Genomic DNA, 16,581 nt, shown 5'->3' with positions numbered 1-16,581 from the left:
CTGAATTTAACAGCCTTTGACTTTTTGAGTCCACACGATCCCTCGAGAAGCTTGGAAATTAATGCGATAAATACGGGATCTGCATAATCCTCATCGTAGGGTGTGGGCTTTACTCATGAAGCTTCATACAACTCTAGCTCGTTTAACAAAGCCCATCCCTCGGACTTGGTAATTTCCACCTTGACGTATGCGGCAGCCATCGGCGCGGCCAACCGGGTGATGTCGATCATCCCGTCCTGATGGACGGCGTCCGTAAATGTTGCTACGGGAGTCCAAGTCGTACCGTCCGCCGAGATCGATACGACCGCATCCTCGGCATAACCCGGCTTCAAATTGATGCCGATCGCCGTCAGTTGCTTCGTACTGCCAAGCGAAACGGTATAATGCGCTGCCGGAGGTGCGGACGAATTACGGGTAGAAGAATACCAGTAGGTCAAATTGCCGTCGATCCCGCCCGTTACGCCGAGCCCCGGGCGGGAAGATGTGGTATAGGTCATGTCGGTATCGATCTGGAGCTGGTTGGCGTTGTACAGCGAAATCAAGTCGATCTTTGTGCCGGGAGGCGGCAGCGTCCCGAACAGGGCGATCTCCGTTAGTCCGGCCCATTGGCTAGACGACGTAATCTCGACCCGGACATGCTTCGCCGTGACAGGCGCGGCCGGCTCGATCATATCGAACTCGCCGTTGTTTTGTACGATGTTCGTATACGTTCGCAGCGTCGTCCAGGACGTTCCGTCATTCGAATAGGAAACGGTACCGCTCATCGTATAGTTGGGCCTCATGTTGATGCCGATCGCCCGAAGGGTTACCGGGTCTTGGAAGATCAGCTCGTAATACGCCGCGGGCGGAGCTTTCGTTCCGCGGAACGAGCTGTTCCAGTAGGAGAAGCTGCCGTCAATCGCACCCGTAATACCCGTCTCCGGATGGCCGGCCGTCGTCCATGTCAAGTCCGTGTCGATCTGCATGGCGCCGCTCGCATAAAGGGACATCAAATCCAACCGGTCATGCGGATCTCGCTTAGACAGCTCCTCCACGGTCGCATACGTCCCGCCGATAAAACCGCGCGCTGCATCGTAATACACCATGAATATCGTCCCGTCCGGCAGTTCGACCGCGCTCGGGTAGCTCATATCCCCCACACCCGAATTGGTGTAGATGGCTACCGTTTGCCAATCCGCCCAGTCGTCTCCGACCGGAATCGCCTTGCCTACTACCGGCCTGCCGCCTGTAAAGGCGAAACTCCGATCCCCCCATGTGTGCAAAAGCAGACCGCTGCTCAGCAGCAGCAAATCGGAACAGTGCGCCTTCATCGACGTTCGCTTCGCCTGCGTCCACGTGAAACCGTTGTCATACGAATGGCTCTCCCATGCGTAATAATTATCGTAGTTATTCAATGTACGATGCAGGCTGTACAAATGTCCGTTTCCAAGGTCAACGATGACCGGCTCGACGAAGCCGATGTTTTGCGCTGGAATTGGCTCGGCCAGCAATACCTCCGTCGAAGCGTTCCAGGTCAAGCCGCCGTCCGTGCTGCGAACCGCGGTAGAGCGCGGCATTTCTTGCCGGTTCACGATAGAGCCGTAGATTGGCAGGAGCAGATCGCCGTTACTCAGCTCGACTGCCTTCGACGTGACGGCCGAGTAAGAAGCCAGGCTTGTTCCGACCTTGACCGGACTGCTCCACGTCGCTCCGCCGTCCGTGCTCCGCGCCGTCCGGACTTGCCGGACCGTCGTCGTATTGTTGAAGGTGAACCATGACACGAGCAGCGTGCCGTCGTTCATCTGCATGACCGACGGGTCGCGATCGTCATCCGGTGTATCAATCATCGTGACGGGGGTCGACCACGTTTGTCCGTTGTCTGTACTTACCGTTTTCATGATTTTGCCGTTCGTTGCCTCGTGGGCGCTGGCGGAGTAATAGACGACGAACAGCGTTCCGTCTGCTAGCCGCTCCATCGAAGGAAAATACGTATTCGACGTTCCGGGGATACCAGATGCGACGATGACATCAGGCTCGGTCGTACTGGAGATCGCCGAAGCCGGCTGAGACCCGGGCAGGATCAGACCGATCGCTATAACGAAGCATAGCAGGAATAGGCTTGCGTACGTGACACTTGTTGTCCTTTTCATGAACAACACCTCCAAATTAATGGAATATACACGAATTTTATTAGCACCTGCAATGTCCATCAATAGTCCCAAACCGTATTTGGCAAAATCAAATTTTCACGTGGTTCGCCCCTTTCCTCTGACATTTCGGTTATATCGCGATATGATTCGTTCTCATGATGTTCGCCCGTCTGTCGGGCCTGCTATCATTGTAGCTTTTTTGAAACCGTTTTCCTATGTGGTAAAACTAATAAAATGTGTGTGGAATTAACTAAGAACGGCAAACTTTCACCGCCATGCAACAGAGCATACCCGGCGGCTTTCACGATTTCCATTTTCACCGTTCCACGACTACCATCATATACCCCGCTACTTCCGGCAGTGCAATACGAATATAGCCGTCCGCGGTCTCGGCATGGGTAAGCTCGCCGAAAACGCCTTGATCCGTCATGTTCTTGACCATCATGTTCAAGCGAAAATAATTGAAGTTTTCGGCCATCATATAGATCATCCCGGTCTGCTCCGCTGTCTCGACAAGCTGCCAGCAATCTTCAATTGTATGAGCCGCCGCAACCTCGCTAAGCACATGCTTGCCGGCCTGCATGGCTTGTACAGCCTGCCTGGCATGCAGCATCATCGGAGTGGCCAGCAATACGGCGTCGATGTCTGGCTCGTTCATCAGCGTTTCGAAGCTGGTATAGGTCTTGATGCCGGGCACTTTTGTTGTCCAATCGTTTAGAACCGCTTCATTCAAATCGCATACCGCAGCAAGCTGCACTTTATCAGGCATCATTAACATAGATTTGATATAGCTGCTGCCGCGCACTCCGCCTGCGACAGCCATTCGGACCGGCTGCTTTGCTCCCATATCCTTCTCTCCTTCGGCGCTGAACGCCTTGAATGTTCTTTTCTACATTCACTATAGTCCGATCCGCCGGAGAGAGGAATTGAATGAAGTAAGATTGAACCTGAAAATAATCAGATCTTAGTTTTAGCTGAATTAGAGCTTTTTTAAGATTAGAGCTTATTTACGCCCTTCTGCAAACGGTTGGCCTGATTGCGGTATTCGGTCGGTGTCATGCCGGAGTGATGCCGGAAAAATTTGGCGAAATAATCCGGCTCAATCCCTACACGCTCTGCAATTTGCTGCACGCTCATAGCTGTTGAGGATAAGAAAATACAGGCATGCTCAAACCGCAGCTTCGTAATATATTGCATCGGCGGACAGCCGATCATCGTTTTGAAAACCTGAATGAAGTAATGAGGGTGAAAATGGACAAGCGAAGCCAGCCTGTCTACCGACATCTTTTCCGACAAATGACGCTCGATATGACCTAGTACAACATTAACCGCTTCCATGGAAGAGTGGCCGGAGGTGTTGAGCTTGCAGAGCGGGCTATTTTCGATATAGTAACAGAGAAGCTGCAGCAGGATCGTTTTGCTGCGCAAGGCCGAGGTCATCGTTTTATCCGTGGCGTACTGTAAAAGCTGGCGAAACAGCGTTTCGACTTCCGACCTGTTGCTGACTTCAACCATTGCAGATAATTTCATCAAATCAAACAGCCGGGTTTCCCCCAGCGTCGCAGTAAAATGGCAGAAGTATTTGGAGAAATGCTCATCCTCTGATGATGTCGTAATGTTCGTTCCTTCGGGCAGTAAAACAAGCCGGCCGGCTGCCGGCCGAATTTCCTCGCCATTAGCCTGAATCCGGCACTCTCCGCTAACAATGTAATATAGCAGATTATATTCGTAGCTCACATTCGAATAAGACCAGTTTTGCCGAGATGCTGACAGGAAACCGCAAAAATCGAGGTTTGAATATTGGCCAGATAGCTGCCAAAACTTTCATTCGTTTGAGACATTGGACTCCCCCTCCCCTCTCTTGCTCTCTATCGCTTTAAACAGCATGCAGATCACTTTGAAAATAGTATAGCTTATTTCGGGAACAAATTAACAACTTCTATTTAAAAGCAACATTAAGTTAGCTAAACTAGCCGCCCTTTACCTGCTTTTCATATATTCGGGGAGCTGCCAGCAAGCCTGATGGAACGAGCTGATACGCTTTCGTATAATGCTCTCCCTCGGTAACGAAGTTCGTTGGACCGTAGGCCCGGGCATAGAGGGGGATTTGGTGAAGCGGGCCAAATGTATTGCGGCGCGTAAGGCTGATCTCCAGTGACAGTGTGCTGGAGTAGCCTAATTCATTCGCCAGTTCAGCCTCATAAGGCGCCCATGCGATCATTTGTACCGCAGCGTCACCACAATCATCCTTAGTGAACACTTTCACGCATGCACCGCCAAAATATGGAACGGCAATCGAGCAGTCCCCGCTTATCCGATTAACCTTCGAGAGATCGACAATATACTTTATTTTCCCGGAGTAAAACGGAAACCCTTGCTTCGTAACATCGCCGATCTCAAGCTTGGCGGGCATTCGAGTGAGCGTCTTTCGGGTTCCCTGCAGCGACACCCCGAATTGACCCAGCAAATAAATCGCTTCTAAATCGATCCCCTGATGAAAAGCTGTCCGAATCAAAACATGATTCGTCCCTTGGACCACGCTTTCATGCGGAATCCGAATTTTGCTAAAGCACTGATCAATCCAACAATCATGTCTCTCTATTTGATACTGAAGTTTCGTGCCATTGAGGAACACTTCGAAATGATCCGGCTTCTCCAGCGCAAGCTCCAAACCGCTATCGGGCAATTCCGCAACATCGAACATAAATTTCAATTCAACCTCACCTTTGACCTCAAACGGTTCCCGTTTTTCGAACCAAGGCTGTATCATAGTGCCACCGCGTGTTTCCAGTCCGTACCGGACACGCAGCTTGCGATCGATATGCAAGATGTCTTCTTCGTCTTGCCAAACACCCCCGTCCACCCGGCAACTCGCAAGATCGAGAACACATATATTCGGTTCATTCAATACATAATCAAACGGACCTTCAATTTCACAGGCTTCCGGCGCGCTCTTTCTTTCGTAGGGCTTGAGCGATTCATCGCAGTCTGCGGATGTTACAAAGATAAGCTCACCGCCAGCCGGGATGTCCCGAATGAACGCGTGCACGTCTTTCCTCCTGGAGCTTGCCGCATATCGCTGTGCTTTTGCACAATCCCATTGTTCGACATACCCGGGCGTATGCAGTGTAATATGGACATCCTCCCATCCTTGTTCCCGATTCACATTCAACAGCATCACGATATAAGTGTCATCGGTTCTTCTCACTTGAGCATAAATGTCCTCCATGCGACTGCCGTCAGCGCCGGTTACCTCGACGATCGGCCTTATCCCCTCGTTGCAGACCGTCGCCAGATCGGCTTCAACAAACGGCACGCTGATCCCATACCGAGACAACGCTGCAGCCCGCCCGGACAGAACCCCATCCATATATTCAGGCGGCTCGCCCGCAAATATGACGCGTCCTCCGGCATGTAGAAACTGTTCCAACAAAGCCAATGTCGAGGAACGAATCGTAGTCATACCGGCTACAACCACTTGACGATAAATCGCTTCCCCAAACCGCAGCACAGGTCCCTCCCCCGTTGGTTCCACTTGACACATGCGGCCCATCATCTCTTCATCGCCATAATCGAAATCAATCCGGGCTCCGCTCAGCCAATGGAACAGCTGCATAAACTGAAGCTCCAGCCGCTTGACCGCTTCATCCTGCGCCGCCAGGCCATCGCACCATCCGGGATAAACCTGGCACCATACGCTTTCTACCGGGTGAATGACCAGCGTTTCGCAAACTGACGCTCCTTGACTCATAACGAGGCCGATCCGGGAAAAATAATCTTCCACGAACTTATATTCGTCCCACCAGGCGGACTGGTGGAAAATGCTAGCCGGATAATCGCGCTTGGCTTCGCCTTGCATCGTATACCAGGACAAATGGTGGCAACGCAAATTTATTCCAAGAAGCGCCTGCCAATCGCCTACTTGCTTATGCCCCGCAAACGGCATCTGCCATCCTGTGCAGCCGTACAATTCAGACAGCAGCCACTTCCGGCCGGTCTGCCGCGCCACAGAGGAAAGCTGCTTGACAATCCAAAAAGACCGATTGAATTCACTGAGCACATCCACGCCCGGATATCCCATATGCTCATAAAGGCGCATCATAGAACCGGTCATGGCCGTTTGAGCCGCTAATGAATTTTCTTGCAGGCCGTGCCCCGTGAGAACCATATCGTTCGCCTTGCACCAGTCATGAAGCGGAACAATAAAATGCTGCAAAAACAAGCGTTGGAGCAGCTCCACATACTGCCATTTCACTTGTGAAACGGGGCTTCCTTTATATTGCAGGAACAGTTCTGGCAGCCTCTGCCTGACATCATAACCAAAAGCCTTCTCAAATTCGCCGAACAACAGCGGCGTCCAGGGAACCGTATATTCCAGACCGGGTTCGTTCTCTCCACCGGAGGTGAAGCTGGCCATCAGTCTGCCGCGGTGCGGTTCGTCGGTAAAGACGCCGGCGATTTTCGTGCCCAATCGATTTCCGCAGCGTTCTTTATACCGCTCATGCGTGATTTGAATAAAGGCTTCCGTTGCAGCTCCGCTTAATGTGTCCAAATAGGTGTACCCGTTATAGAAGCTGGACGCCGCCATCTCTTCAATGCGGAAAGCCAATACCGTTTCGTTCTCATATTGTGCTTTCGGAGTTGTCTCGTCTATGGACCGATACTTATGAAGCGTTATACCGTCAACCGATGCAGCAAACGCGGCAATCCAATCGTCGTGCCAGCGGAAATCCGAGCCGTCCATCATTTTAAGTGCCAGCTTCTTCATCCGATGCGCCGGATTTTCGGTAACCAGCCCGCCGGCAGTTCCGCTGGGCCAACGATCCTCATCGTAAAGCCAAGCCTCCATCCCCAGCTTTGTCCCTTCATCCGTACAAGCATTAATCAAATCGAACCATTCATCCCCCAAATATTCCGTTTCCAGCCCGACGCGGGAATGCATAAAGAAACCGCCGAAGCCCATCTCCTTCATGATGTGGATTTGGCGGATTAACTCCTCCTTCTCCAGCTTTCCGTTCCAGGCCCAGAACGGCTTTCCGCGGTAAGCCGCCGGGGGATTTTTAAAATCCTCAATCAACTGCTGCATCTGTCATCCACTCCAAATGTTGTATAGTGATAAAACGAACAAGCGTATGCGCCAAATTTGGGCATCCCCTTTGCGGGATGAACGCCCGTCTGCCGGCTCATACAAGGAGCCGCCCCTTGCGCTGATTACGAGGAGCGGCCCTTTACGTTGTTTTCTTCAGCGCTGGAAGCTAGTGCGCGCAGCCTTCTTATCCGCGCTGCATAGCATCCCTCAGCTTATGCCGCTCCAATAGAAGAGCGAAAATCATTTTTGCCGCTTGCGCTCTTGTACTGTTTAGCTGGGGCGTGAATCTGTTGGCTCCTGTCCCGTCGACGATGCCGAGCGCCCGCAGCGTCTGTACCGCTTCCTGGGCATACCGCTGGATATCGCCCTCATCCGCAAACGCAGCAGCCCCTCGTTCCGCAACGTTGACGCCGGCTGCGCTCATCGCCCTGTACGCCATTACCGCCATATCCTGACGGGTAATCGCCCTTGCCGGTCCGAACGTGCCGTCTTTATAACCGTTGACGATACCGAGCTTCTGTGCGCTGGCGGCATAGACGTAGAAAGGATCGTCCGCACTGATGTCCGTAAAGTCCGCGGCCGTGGAACCGTCCTCCCATTCGAATGCGCCGATGAGCATTTTCAGAAACTGGCCCCTCGTCACCAGTTCGTACGGAGCGAATCGCTCCTGTCCATCCCCGATGACGATTCCCCGCGCGGCTAAAGCCTCAATGCTCCCTGCCGCCCATGGAACGCCACTAAGATCGCGGAATCGTTCCTTTGCCGCAAACGCCGCATACTTGCCGAAATGCTTGACGTCAAAGGTGACGTAACCGGTTTGCGGGTCGTATATGGAATTTCTCACCGGCTCTGGATCACGCTCGTCTTGCAAATAATAAGCGGCGACACGGTTCGGATCTTCGCCCTGCCGCAGGGCGTAAGCAAAGCTAATGGTGAGCATTTTACTGCGAAAATCGGTTAGCGCCCGGCCATCGATCCTTAAAGTGAATTCGTAAACCCGGTTCTCGCCTGCGATTTCGGCAATCGCCTCTGGCAGTGCCGCCCGATCGACGAGTGCAACGGCAACGTCCGCACGTTCCGCGTTCTCGAAGGCCGATTCGGCGAATAGAGCAGCGGGGACGGTCACTGACGCCAGACCCATCTGCAGTTTGACGCTGCGGATGCCGCTCGGCACAGCAACGCGCACCTGCTGTACGGGCAATGTCACCGTGACTGATCTCGCGTCAGCGATGGCGGGAAGCGAGATTGTCACCATGCGGCTATTGTCCGCTGACGCTGATGCTGCATACTCAATCGCTTCCCGCAGCACAGATGCGTCAACGACGGCTGTGACGCTCCCTTGCGAAACGGCCGGCTGGCCGATCACAACAACGGAACCGTGCGCCGTTTGTTTGCCTGCTGGTTCCGGCCAGTCACCGACCGGGAACCCGGCATCCGGATTCGATCCTGCTCCGGGACCTTCCGGGGCGTCGGCGCGGCGGATCGTCAGGTAGTACGATTTGACCGTCTTGCCATTCTCCGCAGTTACGGTAATAAGAACTTTATTGTCACCCTCCTGCAAATCATCGACCCGGTAACCGGCGCCGCTTGCCACCGGTACGCCGTTAATTGTCAGCGATGCACGGGCGTCGGCGGCATACGCTTGGACGGATACGCTCGCTGCGGCATGGTCCGCCTCTACCGTATACAAGCTCCACCCGGGCTCGAACCCGCTGACCGGCTCATTGTTCACCGCTATTTGCCGCAAGTCGGCATTGGAGCTTTCGCGGTCGGAGAGCGGCGACATAAGCGTATTCTCGCCGGTTGTCGTCACTGCACCCGCTTTGTTGGTGATGTCCATATACCAGGTAAAGGACAGCTTGGCGTCTTCGACCTTCGTCGTAAACTCATAAGGATACGACGCGCTTTCCTTCGTCTGCCATTCGCCTTCCCCGATCCGGTAGTGCAGCGTAACTTTTGCAGTCGTATCCGGCATACGGTCTACGTTTACATAAGCATGATAGCTGTCCGGCTTCATCTGGATTGTCGCGCCGCGCACGACATCCGTGCCGTAAACCGCCTGTACCGCGGTGTTTCCGATCGAGCCGCCAGCCGGATCCTCCAGTGAGAGTGCAGCTTGTGCCGGATCCTGAACGCCCGGCGCTTGCACGGCGATCGCGATCAGCCCGTGTGCGGGGACGGCAACTTGCACTTGACCGTTCACAAGTGTGATCGGCGACTGTTCCCCTGCCGATGTGTAGAGTACCCCCGGCCCGGAATACAGCGCCCCGCCCGTCGCTTCCGCGCTAAGCGTGACCATAACGTCCTCTTGCCGCTTCGATTCGTTCATGAGCGCAACGGCGAATTGCCCCGCTTTGCGCGCCGCGACGTAATCGATTTGCTTGCTTGTCGTCGTGACGAGCCCTTCCTTCAGCCATAACCACATATCATTCAAATCGAAGAACGATCCTTTATCGAAGCCGTAATGGCGATTATTGAAATACGCATACCCTTGCTGGCGCACATACGGAAAAATGATCGCCCCGTCGGACCAATTCCATGCCTGCGTGATCAGAAAATCTTCCAGCATCGCGAGAAACGGCGGGATATGATGATAGTACAAGCCAGTAAGATCAGGACCTTCATACGGGTAATTCTCTTGCATTTGATAGGTCAAATAGCGGTCATAATAATAGCCGGAATAATTCGAGTGGCGTCCGACGATCGCATTGCGCGCATACGTTTCGAACAAGCGATCTCCCGTATACTTGGACAATCGCATTAAATCCGGCGCCCATGCGGCCATAATCATAACGGCGCTGTCGTGCTGGCGGAACGTTGACGTTTGCTCGAGACTAAGGCCCGCCCTGGACACGACCCAGTCCGGCACCGTTTCGTCCTGCAGCTGCTGCAGCCCCGCTTCATCGTAGCCGCGCCGGATGTTCGTCCTCCCAGCCCACCACGGTTCCGTTTTATCCTTCATAAAATGACTGTTCCTTACTTCATCCGCCGAGACTGTATAATTTTCTCCAGCCGGAACCGGACCGGTAAAAACAGTCGTCAGCATCAGGTCGGCCGCTTTCGCCGCTGCATCCAAATATTTTTGATCGCCGCTTGTTTCATACAGATCGATTAGCGCCCCGATATCCGGATAATAAGACAGCGCGATAAAGATGTCGTCTCTGGGCAGCACAGATTTCGGCTTGTCTACTGCGCTCGCGATGTAAGCATCGGCCAATTGCTTCGCTTTATCCAAATACTGCTGCTCGCCGGTGAACCGGTACATCCACACATATTCGGAAAATTCAGTCACTCCCCCTTTGTATCTGGCGCCTTGTTTGATCCCGATATCGCCGAGCGTTGGCGTCAGACCGTTAGTCATCGCATAAGCGCCGCCGAATACGGCAGTGCCGAACGCGTCAACCGGGCTTCCTATTGGCATCGGCCCGTTCCATTGCATTGTACCTCCGGTATTGCCTTTAACCGGGATGAAATGCTGCTTGCCGCGGGAAAGTAAATATTCGATCGTCGGCACGGTCCTTTTCTCGTAGACATTCTCATCGCCCGTCAGCAAATACGCTTGCAGCGCTTCCAGCGGATCGGCCACGCTGACGGTGGAAGGCAATTCAATATTGTAATGAGCTTTCCCGTTCTCCCCCCAACCGCCAAACTCGTCATTTAGCATCAGCTGCCGCGTATTATCGATCGCTTCGTTCAAGGTCGCATAATAATTGGAACGGTAATCGGCGAAGCCGTACAGATCCGTAACGAGCGCTTTATACGTGTCGGACCAATCCGCCGCATGCCCCACCATCCGGTACGCGAATTCGAAGCGGTCTCCCGGCTTCATTCTGGCCGCATCGGTTCCAAACATTGGAGCAAACAGACCGGGGCGGGCGCCTCCATCCGTGCCGTTCACCGACAAGGCGAAGCGGCTCGCCGCATTACGCGGCCACTCGAAGCCGATCGATTGCGGGTCAACAGAAACACCGTACGTCAGCTTCGATCCGCTTCTGTCCACTGTCAGCAAGCTGAGCGGCGCGGTCGCATACGATTCCGTCACGAGGCCGAGGTTGCCCGGCAAATACTTGCCCGCAATGCGGTAAGGCGCAAGAACGAACGATACGTCATCCATCTTCTGCTCGCTGCCCGCAAATATGCCGATGCTGAAAAAGCCGTTCTGTTTCGGCTCCATCGCGAGCGTCACCTGCGGATCGCTCGAATCGTCCGCTATATGCCACCTGATCGTCAGAGACGCATAATCGTTTTCTGCCTTCAGCTCGACCGTATCGCCGTCCACTTGACTCATGGACGAAGGGATGAGCCAGAGCGGCAAGCCGGCCCGGTAAATATCGGTCGTAATGACGGAAACCGGTTCGCCGTCGACTGTATACGACTGCGACCATAACGGAAATTGGCTGACGGAGCCTTGCAGCTTGCTCGATTCAGCGTACAGCAGCAGCCAGGCGTTCGGATCCGTCCGGCGCTCGACAGGAATCCAGCCCGCCGCGCCGCGCACCTCGGACGATCGCTGGATGACCGTTCCGTTCGGCGTTTGGACTTGATAGAACGTGTATGAGACTTTGCCGTTTCCGATCGTATACTGCTCGGCAGGGGCATCTTGCGCAAGCGCCCAATCCGGGAACTTTAATTGCTCCGGATAAGCGGTATCCCGCGGTACAAGCGCGGCCATGCCTTCATAAGTTTCCAGGGGAACCTGAGCCGGATCGTTTGTGAGAAAGATGCCGTCAACCCGGGCATAGAAACCGGATTTATCGAGCAAATTCAACTCGGCCGAACCCGCAGGCAGCTCGACCGTGCCTCCCATCTCCCATTTCCACGAGCCGCCGCCGTGCTTGCCGAACAGATGAGGCAATTCCTGTCCGCCGATGCGAATTTGAAACAGCCTGGAATTGGACGAAGGTGAAACGTCCCACGTTCGCGCCCACACATAATATTTGCCTGCAGCCGGGATATGAGCGTTGGCCGTTGCCGGAACCGCCTCCTGCGGCCGTTCGTTCGTCATGCCGCGCAAGTTCAAATCGCGGAAAGCCCCGCTCGTGCTGTCGGTCTCCCACGTGCCCAGCGTGGCGAAATCGTCTGGAGCGATATAGGCGTTGACCGGGATTACCGAACGGATATTCAACACTTTCCACTCCCCGTTCCATTCAGATGTGCCGCCAAGGCTCGTCACGAGCTCGTCCGCCGGACCGAAGACGACGCCGTTTATCAGTTGGACCTGTTTGGACAAAGGCACGTTCTGCCCGTTGCGCGCCAACGTTCCGTCAGCGGCGTCAAGCTGCAGCGTCAAGTCGCCGCGAACCGCGGTAATCTCCTGCTGCGAGACGGTCACATCAGCGCCCATCGCCTGCAAAACAGCCGCCGCCGGCACCATTGGGACGCCATCCTGAACAATCGCCTGTGGATCGAGCGCCGCTTTTGTCCCGTCGATCTTCACAATGACCGGATCGTCTGCCGGGTCCGGGTCCCACGGAGACACAAGCCGTTCGAACTTGACAGCGTCCGCGCGAACGGGGTTCGCGGTGCCGTCGTTGACATTCAGCAACCGGACGTACTCATCGTCACGGCCCGCAAATGTATAGTCTCCGAGCACGACCCATCCCGAGGCGGTCATATTGCCGGGCAGCGATGCCTGTTCCTCCACGCCGTTATGGCTGACGATGAGCTGGCCGTCCTTCGTATTCGGATACACGATTCTGTAATAGGATATTCTGTATAGCCCCTGTTGAAAATCATGCGTCCAGCTCGCCCACGAACCGGCTTTGGATGAGTAGCGGGTGCCCGAATTGTTAAACCCTTTCAATCCGCTGTCGAGCCATCCTCCCCCTTCGGAATAACCGTTGTCCCCGTAGTCCACAATGATCGGCTGCCCGTATGGCTGCGGTGCGGCTGCAGATGTAATCGCCAGCACTTTCGATTGCGCGTTCCACGCCGCCGATCCGCCGGCGCTGGCGATCGTTTCACTTGCCGGACTATACAGCACGCCGTTTACGGCTTGAACCGGCTTGGACAAGGGCACGTCCTGCCCGTTGCGTGTCATGCTCCCGCTCCCGCCGTCCAACGCCAGCGTCAATGTGCCGAATGCTGCGGTAACTGTATGCTGTGAAGCCGTTACCTGCGCCCCCATCGCCTGCAGAACAACCGCCGCCGGCACCATCGGTGTTCCATCCTGAACGATCGCTTGCGGGTCCAGTGTTACTCTTGTCCCGTTGATCTTCACGATCACCGGATCGTCCGCGGGATCCGGCTCCCCGGGGACAATAAGCCGCTCGAACTTGACGGCGTCGGCGCGCACCGGCATCGCCACGGAACCCGCGGCATTCGTCATCCGCACATATTCGCCGCCGTTGCCGGCAAACTGGAAGTCGCCCAGCACGACCCACCCCGATGCAGAACTATTCCCTGACCCATACACCGTTTCCGTTACCCCATTGTGCATAACGTCAATTTGCCCTTCCGTCATACTGGCATGAACGATTCGGTAGTAGGAAACTCTATAGTACCCCGCCCGAAAATCTTGCGACCATTCGACCCACGAACCGACCGCGTCGGAGTAGCGAGTTCCCGAATTGTTAAACCCTTTCAATCCGCTATCCTTCCATACGCCCCCTTCCGCGTAACCGCTGTCCCCGTAATCGACAATATAGGGATCTCCATATACTTGCGCGTCTGGAATAATTGGATTCGCCAATGCGTACTCCTTCGGTCCGGCTATCGGACATGCGGACACCACAATCAGCAAACATAACAGCTGCATCATCCATTTTCGCACCAGTCCCCGCTGCGAATGGTTGCGCCGTACTCCTTTTTTCATCGCGCTCCACATCCTTCACCGTTCGTACTCATCACTACTTCGTGCTCCCCCGCACCATACTCCCGGCTGCCGCAATGTGCAGTACATCCCGGTGGGACGGACATTCGCAGCGCCAGTTCCCGCCCTCTGTCCTCCACACGTATCCGCAGTTCGCCGCCGGACGTAACGACGGTTCCCTCAGCCCATTGCAATCCGCACAGGCGCGGGGTTACCGTTACGCGTCGAAACCCCGGAGCCGCCTGCTTTATGCCGATAATCTCCTCGAGACAAAAGACGAGCGGCGCGCCAGCCCACGCATGGGACGCGCTGCTGAAGCGGACTTTCCCGCTGCTTTGTTCCTTGTAAAATAATTTCCACCATTCCCAGACCGTCGTTGAACCGGCGGCCACCATCGGGGCGTATCGTTCGCGAATCAGCTCAAAAGCCCGATCCGGCTGGCCAATCTTAGCCAGCGCCCTGCATACGACAAGCATAAAATACGGACTTCCGGCGACTGCCTGCCGGGATGAACCGGCAAAGACATTCGCGAATATGGTGCCGCTCTCCGCCTCCTCCGGGAGGTGAAGATGCAGCAGCGCCAGTGCGTTTGTCGGTTCGCTAATTACGCCACTTAGCCCGTCCTCCGTCAGCCGGTCCGAGTAAGCTCCCGCATCCGCATTCCACAAATGGCGGCGAATGCTTGCGGCCAAACGATCCGCCTTGCGCGCATAGTGCGCTTGGGCCTCCCGGTCATTGACAAGCTGCGCGTAACCAGAGGCTTTGCGCAAGCTCTCCAAATATTGCAGGTTTAGCGCGGTGACAACACCTTCCCCTGCGGTATCGAGCTGACGCCCGTCCGGGGATTCGCCCGCATCAATATAGGGCCAGTACGGAATGTCGGCGAGAAGGCCCGATTCATTCTCAAAAGCGGTAAACCAGCGAACGGCCTGCACAATATTCGGCCACCACTCCTCTATAAGAGCGTCATCCCCCGTATTCAAGCGATATTCGTCGAAGGAGCAGATCCATTGCAAGCAAAATGATGGGATCGGCGGGTAATTGTGGTGTCCATCCGGATAACGGGACGAGGTCATGCCGTGCCAATCCTGTGACTGTCCGATCTGTTCCAGCAGCTTCCGATGAAGACGGCTGTCGCCCGTATAATAATGATTCATCACCGCCTGCCACCGCCCGTCGCCCATCCATTGCTGCTGTTCCCTGCTCGGCGAATCGACGAACGCATCCTGCATGCAGATACGCAGCGTATGCTCGCACATTCCCCACAGCGTCCGAATCGTATCATCACTGCACGTAAACGACGAGTGCCGCATCACCGGATAGGTCCGTTTTCTCATCCCTACCCGGTGCAGCGTAGCATTCCCGTCCGGATTCCGTACCCGCAGCTGAACGTACCGGCAAGCTTTCCAGCCGAACGCCACCTCGAACGAGTTGCGCCCCTCCCGGCAAACAAACGTATCGAAGGAACGGTTATTATCTTCATTCAAAAGCGCTTTTCCTTCCCAAAGCTCCTCCGCATAGACGGCATCAATCACGGTGCCCACAGGAGCGGAAACCTCGATCTGCAAATAGCCCGGCTCGATACGGCCGAAGTCGCAGGTGAGCAGATGCGCCCGATGTTCTTCACTCGCTTCCAAGGTCATCTCAGGCAGAGGACGCCGTTTGCTGTCGGCAATCGTGATCCCTTCTTCCTCGGCGATGATCTGACGGTGACGCCGCTCGACCGGTTCGGGCTTCTCGAGGAGCGAGCCCCGGTTCACCACAGCGGTGCAATCAATCTGCCGCTCGTGCAGCAGCGGAATCGGGCGCGGCACCAAGTTCCAGAAAGGCGATAAGCGGATCGAGCGCCGCTTCGCCGCCTGCCAACCTTCGTCGGAATAATCGGGCTTGATCCAATCCTGATCGGCCAAGCGGGCATCGACATACTCGACTGGTCCTTGACAACCGTTGATCCTCGGCGCCTCCCGGTTGTAAGCGCTCTCCAAAATGCATTTCCACGACCCGTCCCCGGCAATGCCGATCATCCGTGACGGCGTCTCCAGCCGCGCTTCGGCAAGCAGCGCCGGAATCCGCCGAATCGATTGCCCGGTGCCGTACCCGTAATAGAGCGCCAGAATGGCAATGGTGTTGCGGCCTTTGCGGATATACCGCGTAATATCGATTTCGTCGACATATTGCCAGCGCGGGTCGCTGCGGCACGGTCCTCTGCCCGCATAACTGCCGTTAACGTAGAGCATGTACCGGGAATCGGCGAATAGACGAATGACGGCCCTGGCCACGTCTTCATCGGCATCAAACGTCCTGCGGAAGCGGCAGTAACTATTGAGCGGCTGCTCGTAATGCGTCTCGACCTCGTCCGGATGCCAGATGAGGCCGGTCTCAGGCAGCCAGCCCCACGATTCGCCGGGAGGCTTGGGACGGACAAACCGCGCATTTCTGATGTTGTTCATGACGCTGTTCACTCCTAATCGTATCGAATGTACTCCGGACTCTATCATACAAAACCGATCGTGCGCAGGATTCCAAATATTTCGGAACAAAGTTCACGATTA

Annotated in this window: 6 protein-coding genes; all 6 read right to left on the bottom strand. The window is 55.1% G+C overall.

The window, feature by feature from the left end; genetic code table 11:
* Nucleotides 1–113: 113 nt before the first annotated feature.
* Nucleotides 114–2,129 carry an exo-alpha-sialidase gene (locus ACFQ0N_RS36240; RefSeq protein WP_379335025.1) on the bottom strand — a complete coding sequence of 672 codons (2,016 nt, stop codon included), beginning with the start codon at nucleotides 2,127–2,129 and terminating at the stop codon, nucleotides 114–116.
* A gap of 316 nt (nucleotides 2,130–2,445) precedes the next feature.
* The gene (locus ACFQ0N_RS36235) at nucleotides 2,446–2,976 is read right to left on the bottom strand and encodes a Gfo/Idh/MocA family protein (RefSeq protein ID WP_379335023.1); all 531 of its coding nucleotides are present in this window, start codon (nucleotides 2,974–2,976) and stop codon (nucleotides 2,446–2,448) included.
* Nucleotides 2,977–3,125: 149 nt separating this feature from the next.
* Nucleotides 3,126–3,866 carry an AraC family transcriptional regulator gene (locus ACFQ0N_RS36230; protein ID WP_379335021.1) on the bottom strand — a complete coding sequence of 247 codons (741 nt, stop codon included), beginning with the start codon at nucleotides 3,864–3,866 and terminating at the stop codon, nucleotides 3,126–3,128.
* A gap of 232 nt (nucleotides 3,867–4,098) precedes the next feature.
* Nucleotides 4,099–7,215, bottom strand: coding sequence for a hypothetical protein (locus tag ACFQ0N_RS36225; RefSeq protein WP_379335019.1), 3,117 nt, complete (start codon nucleotides 7,213–7,215; stop codon nucleotides 4,099–4,101).
* Between the two features lie 187 nt (nucleotides 7,216–7,402).
* Nucleotides 7,403–14,032, bottom strand: coding sequence for an S-layer homology domain-containing protein (locus tag ACFQ0N_RS36220; RefSeq protein WP_379335017.1), 6,630 nt, complete (start codon nucleotides 14,030–14,032; stop codon nucleotides 7,403–7,405).
* Entirely contained in the window at nucleotides 14,029–16,479 is a 2,451-nt protein-coding gene (locus ACFQ0N_RS36215; protein WP_379335015.1) for a family 78 glycoside hydrolase catalytic domain, read from the bottom strand. The genes ACFQ0N_RS36220 and ACFQ0N_RS36215 overlap by 4 nt, the downstream gene beginning before the upstream one ends.
* Nucleotides 16,480–16,581 lie beyond the last annotated feature (102 nt).

This window comes from Paenibacillus sp. GCM10027626, assembly GCF_042676285.1.
Classification (GTDB): Bacteria; Bacillota; Bacilli; order Paenibacillales; family Paenibacillaceae; genus Paenibacillus_Z.
This window is presented reverse-complemented; position numbering and strand designations above follow the sequence as displayed.

What these genes read in the sequence shown, in the direction of transcription:
- ACFQ0N_RS36240 (WP_379335025.1), bottom strand. Translation starts at nt 2,129, where the DNA reads ATGAAAAGGACAACAAGTGTCACGTACGCAAGCCTATTCCTGCTATGC.
- ACFQ0N_RS36235 (WP_379335023.1), bottom strand. Translation starts at nt 2,976, where the DNA reads ATGGGAGCAAAGCAGCCGGTCCGAATGGCTGTCGCAGGCGGAGTGCGC.
- ACFQ0N_RS36225 (WP_379335019.1), bottom strand. Translation starts at nt 7,215, where the DNA reads ATGCAGCAGTTGATTGAGGATTTTAAAAATCCCCCGGCGGCTTACCGC.
- ACFQ0N_RS36220 (WP_379335017.1), bottom strand. Translation starts at nt 14,032, where the DNA reads ATGAAAAAAGGAGTACGGCGCAACCATTCGCAGCGGGGACTGGTGCGA.
- ACFQ0N_RS36215 (WP_379335015.1), bottom strand. Translation starts at nt 16,479, where the DNA reads ATGAACAACATCAGAAATGCGCGGTTTGTCCGTCCCAAGCCTCCCGGC.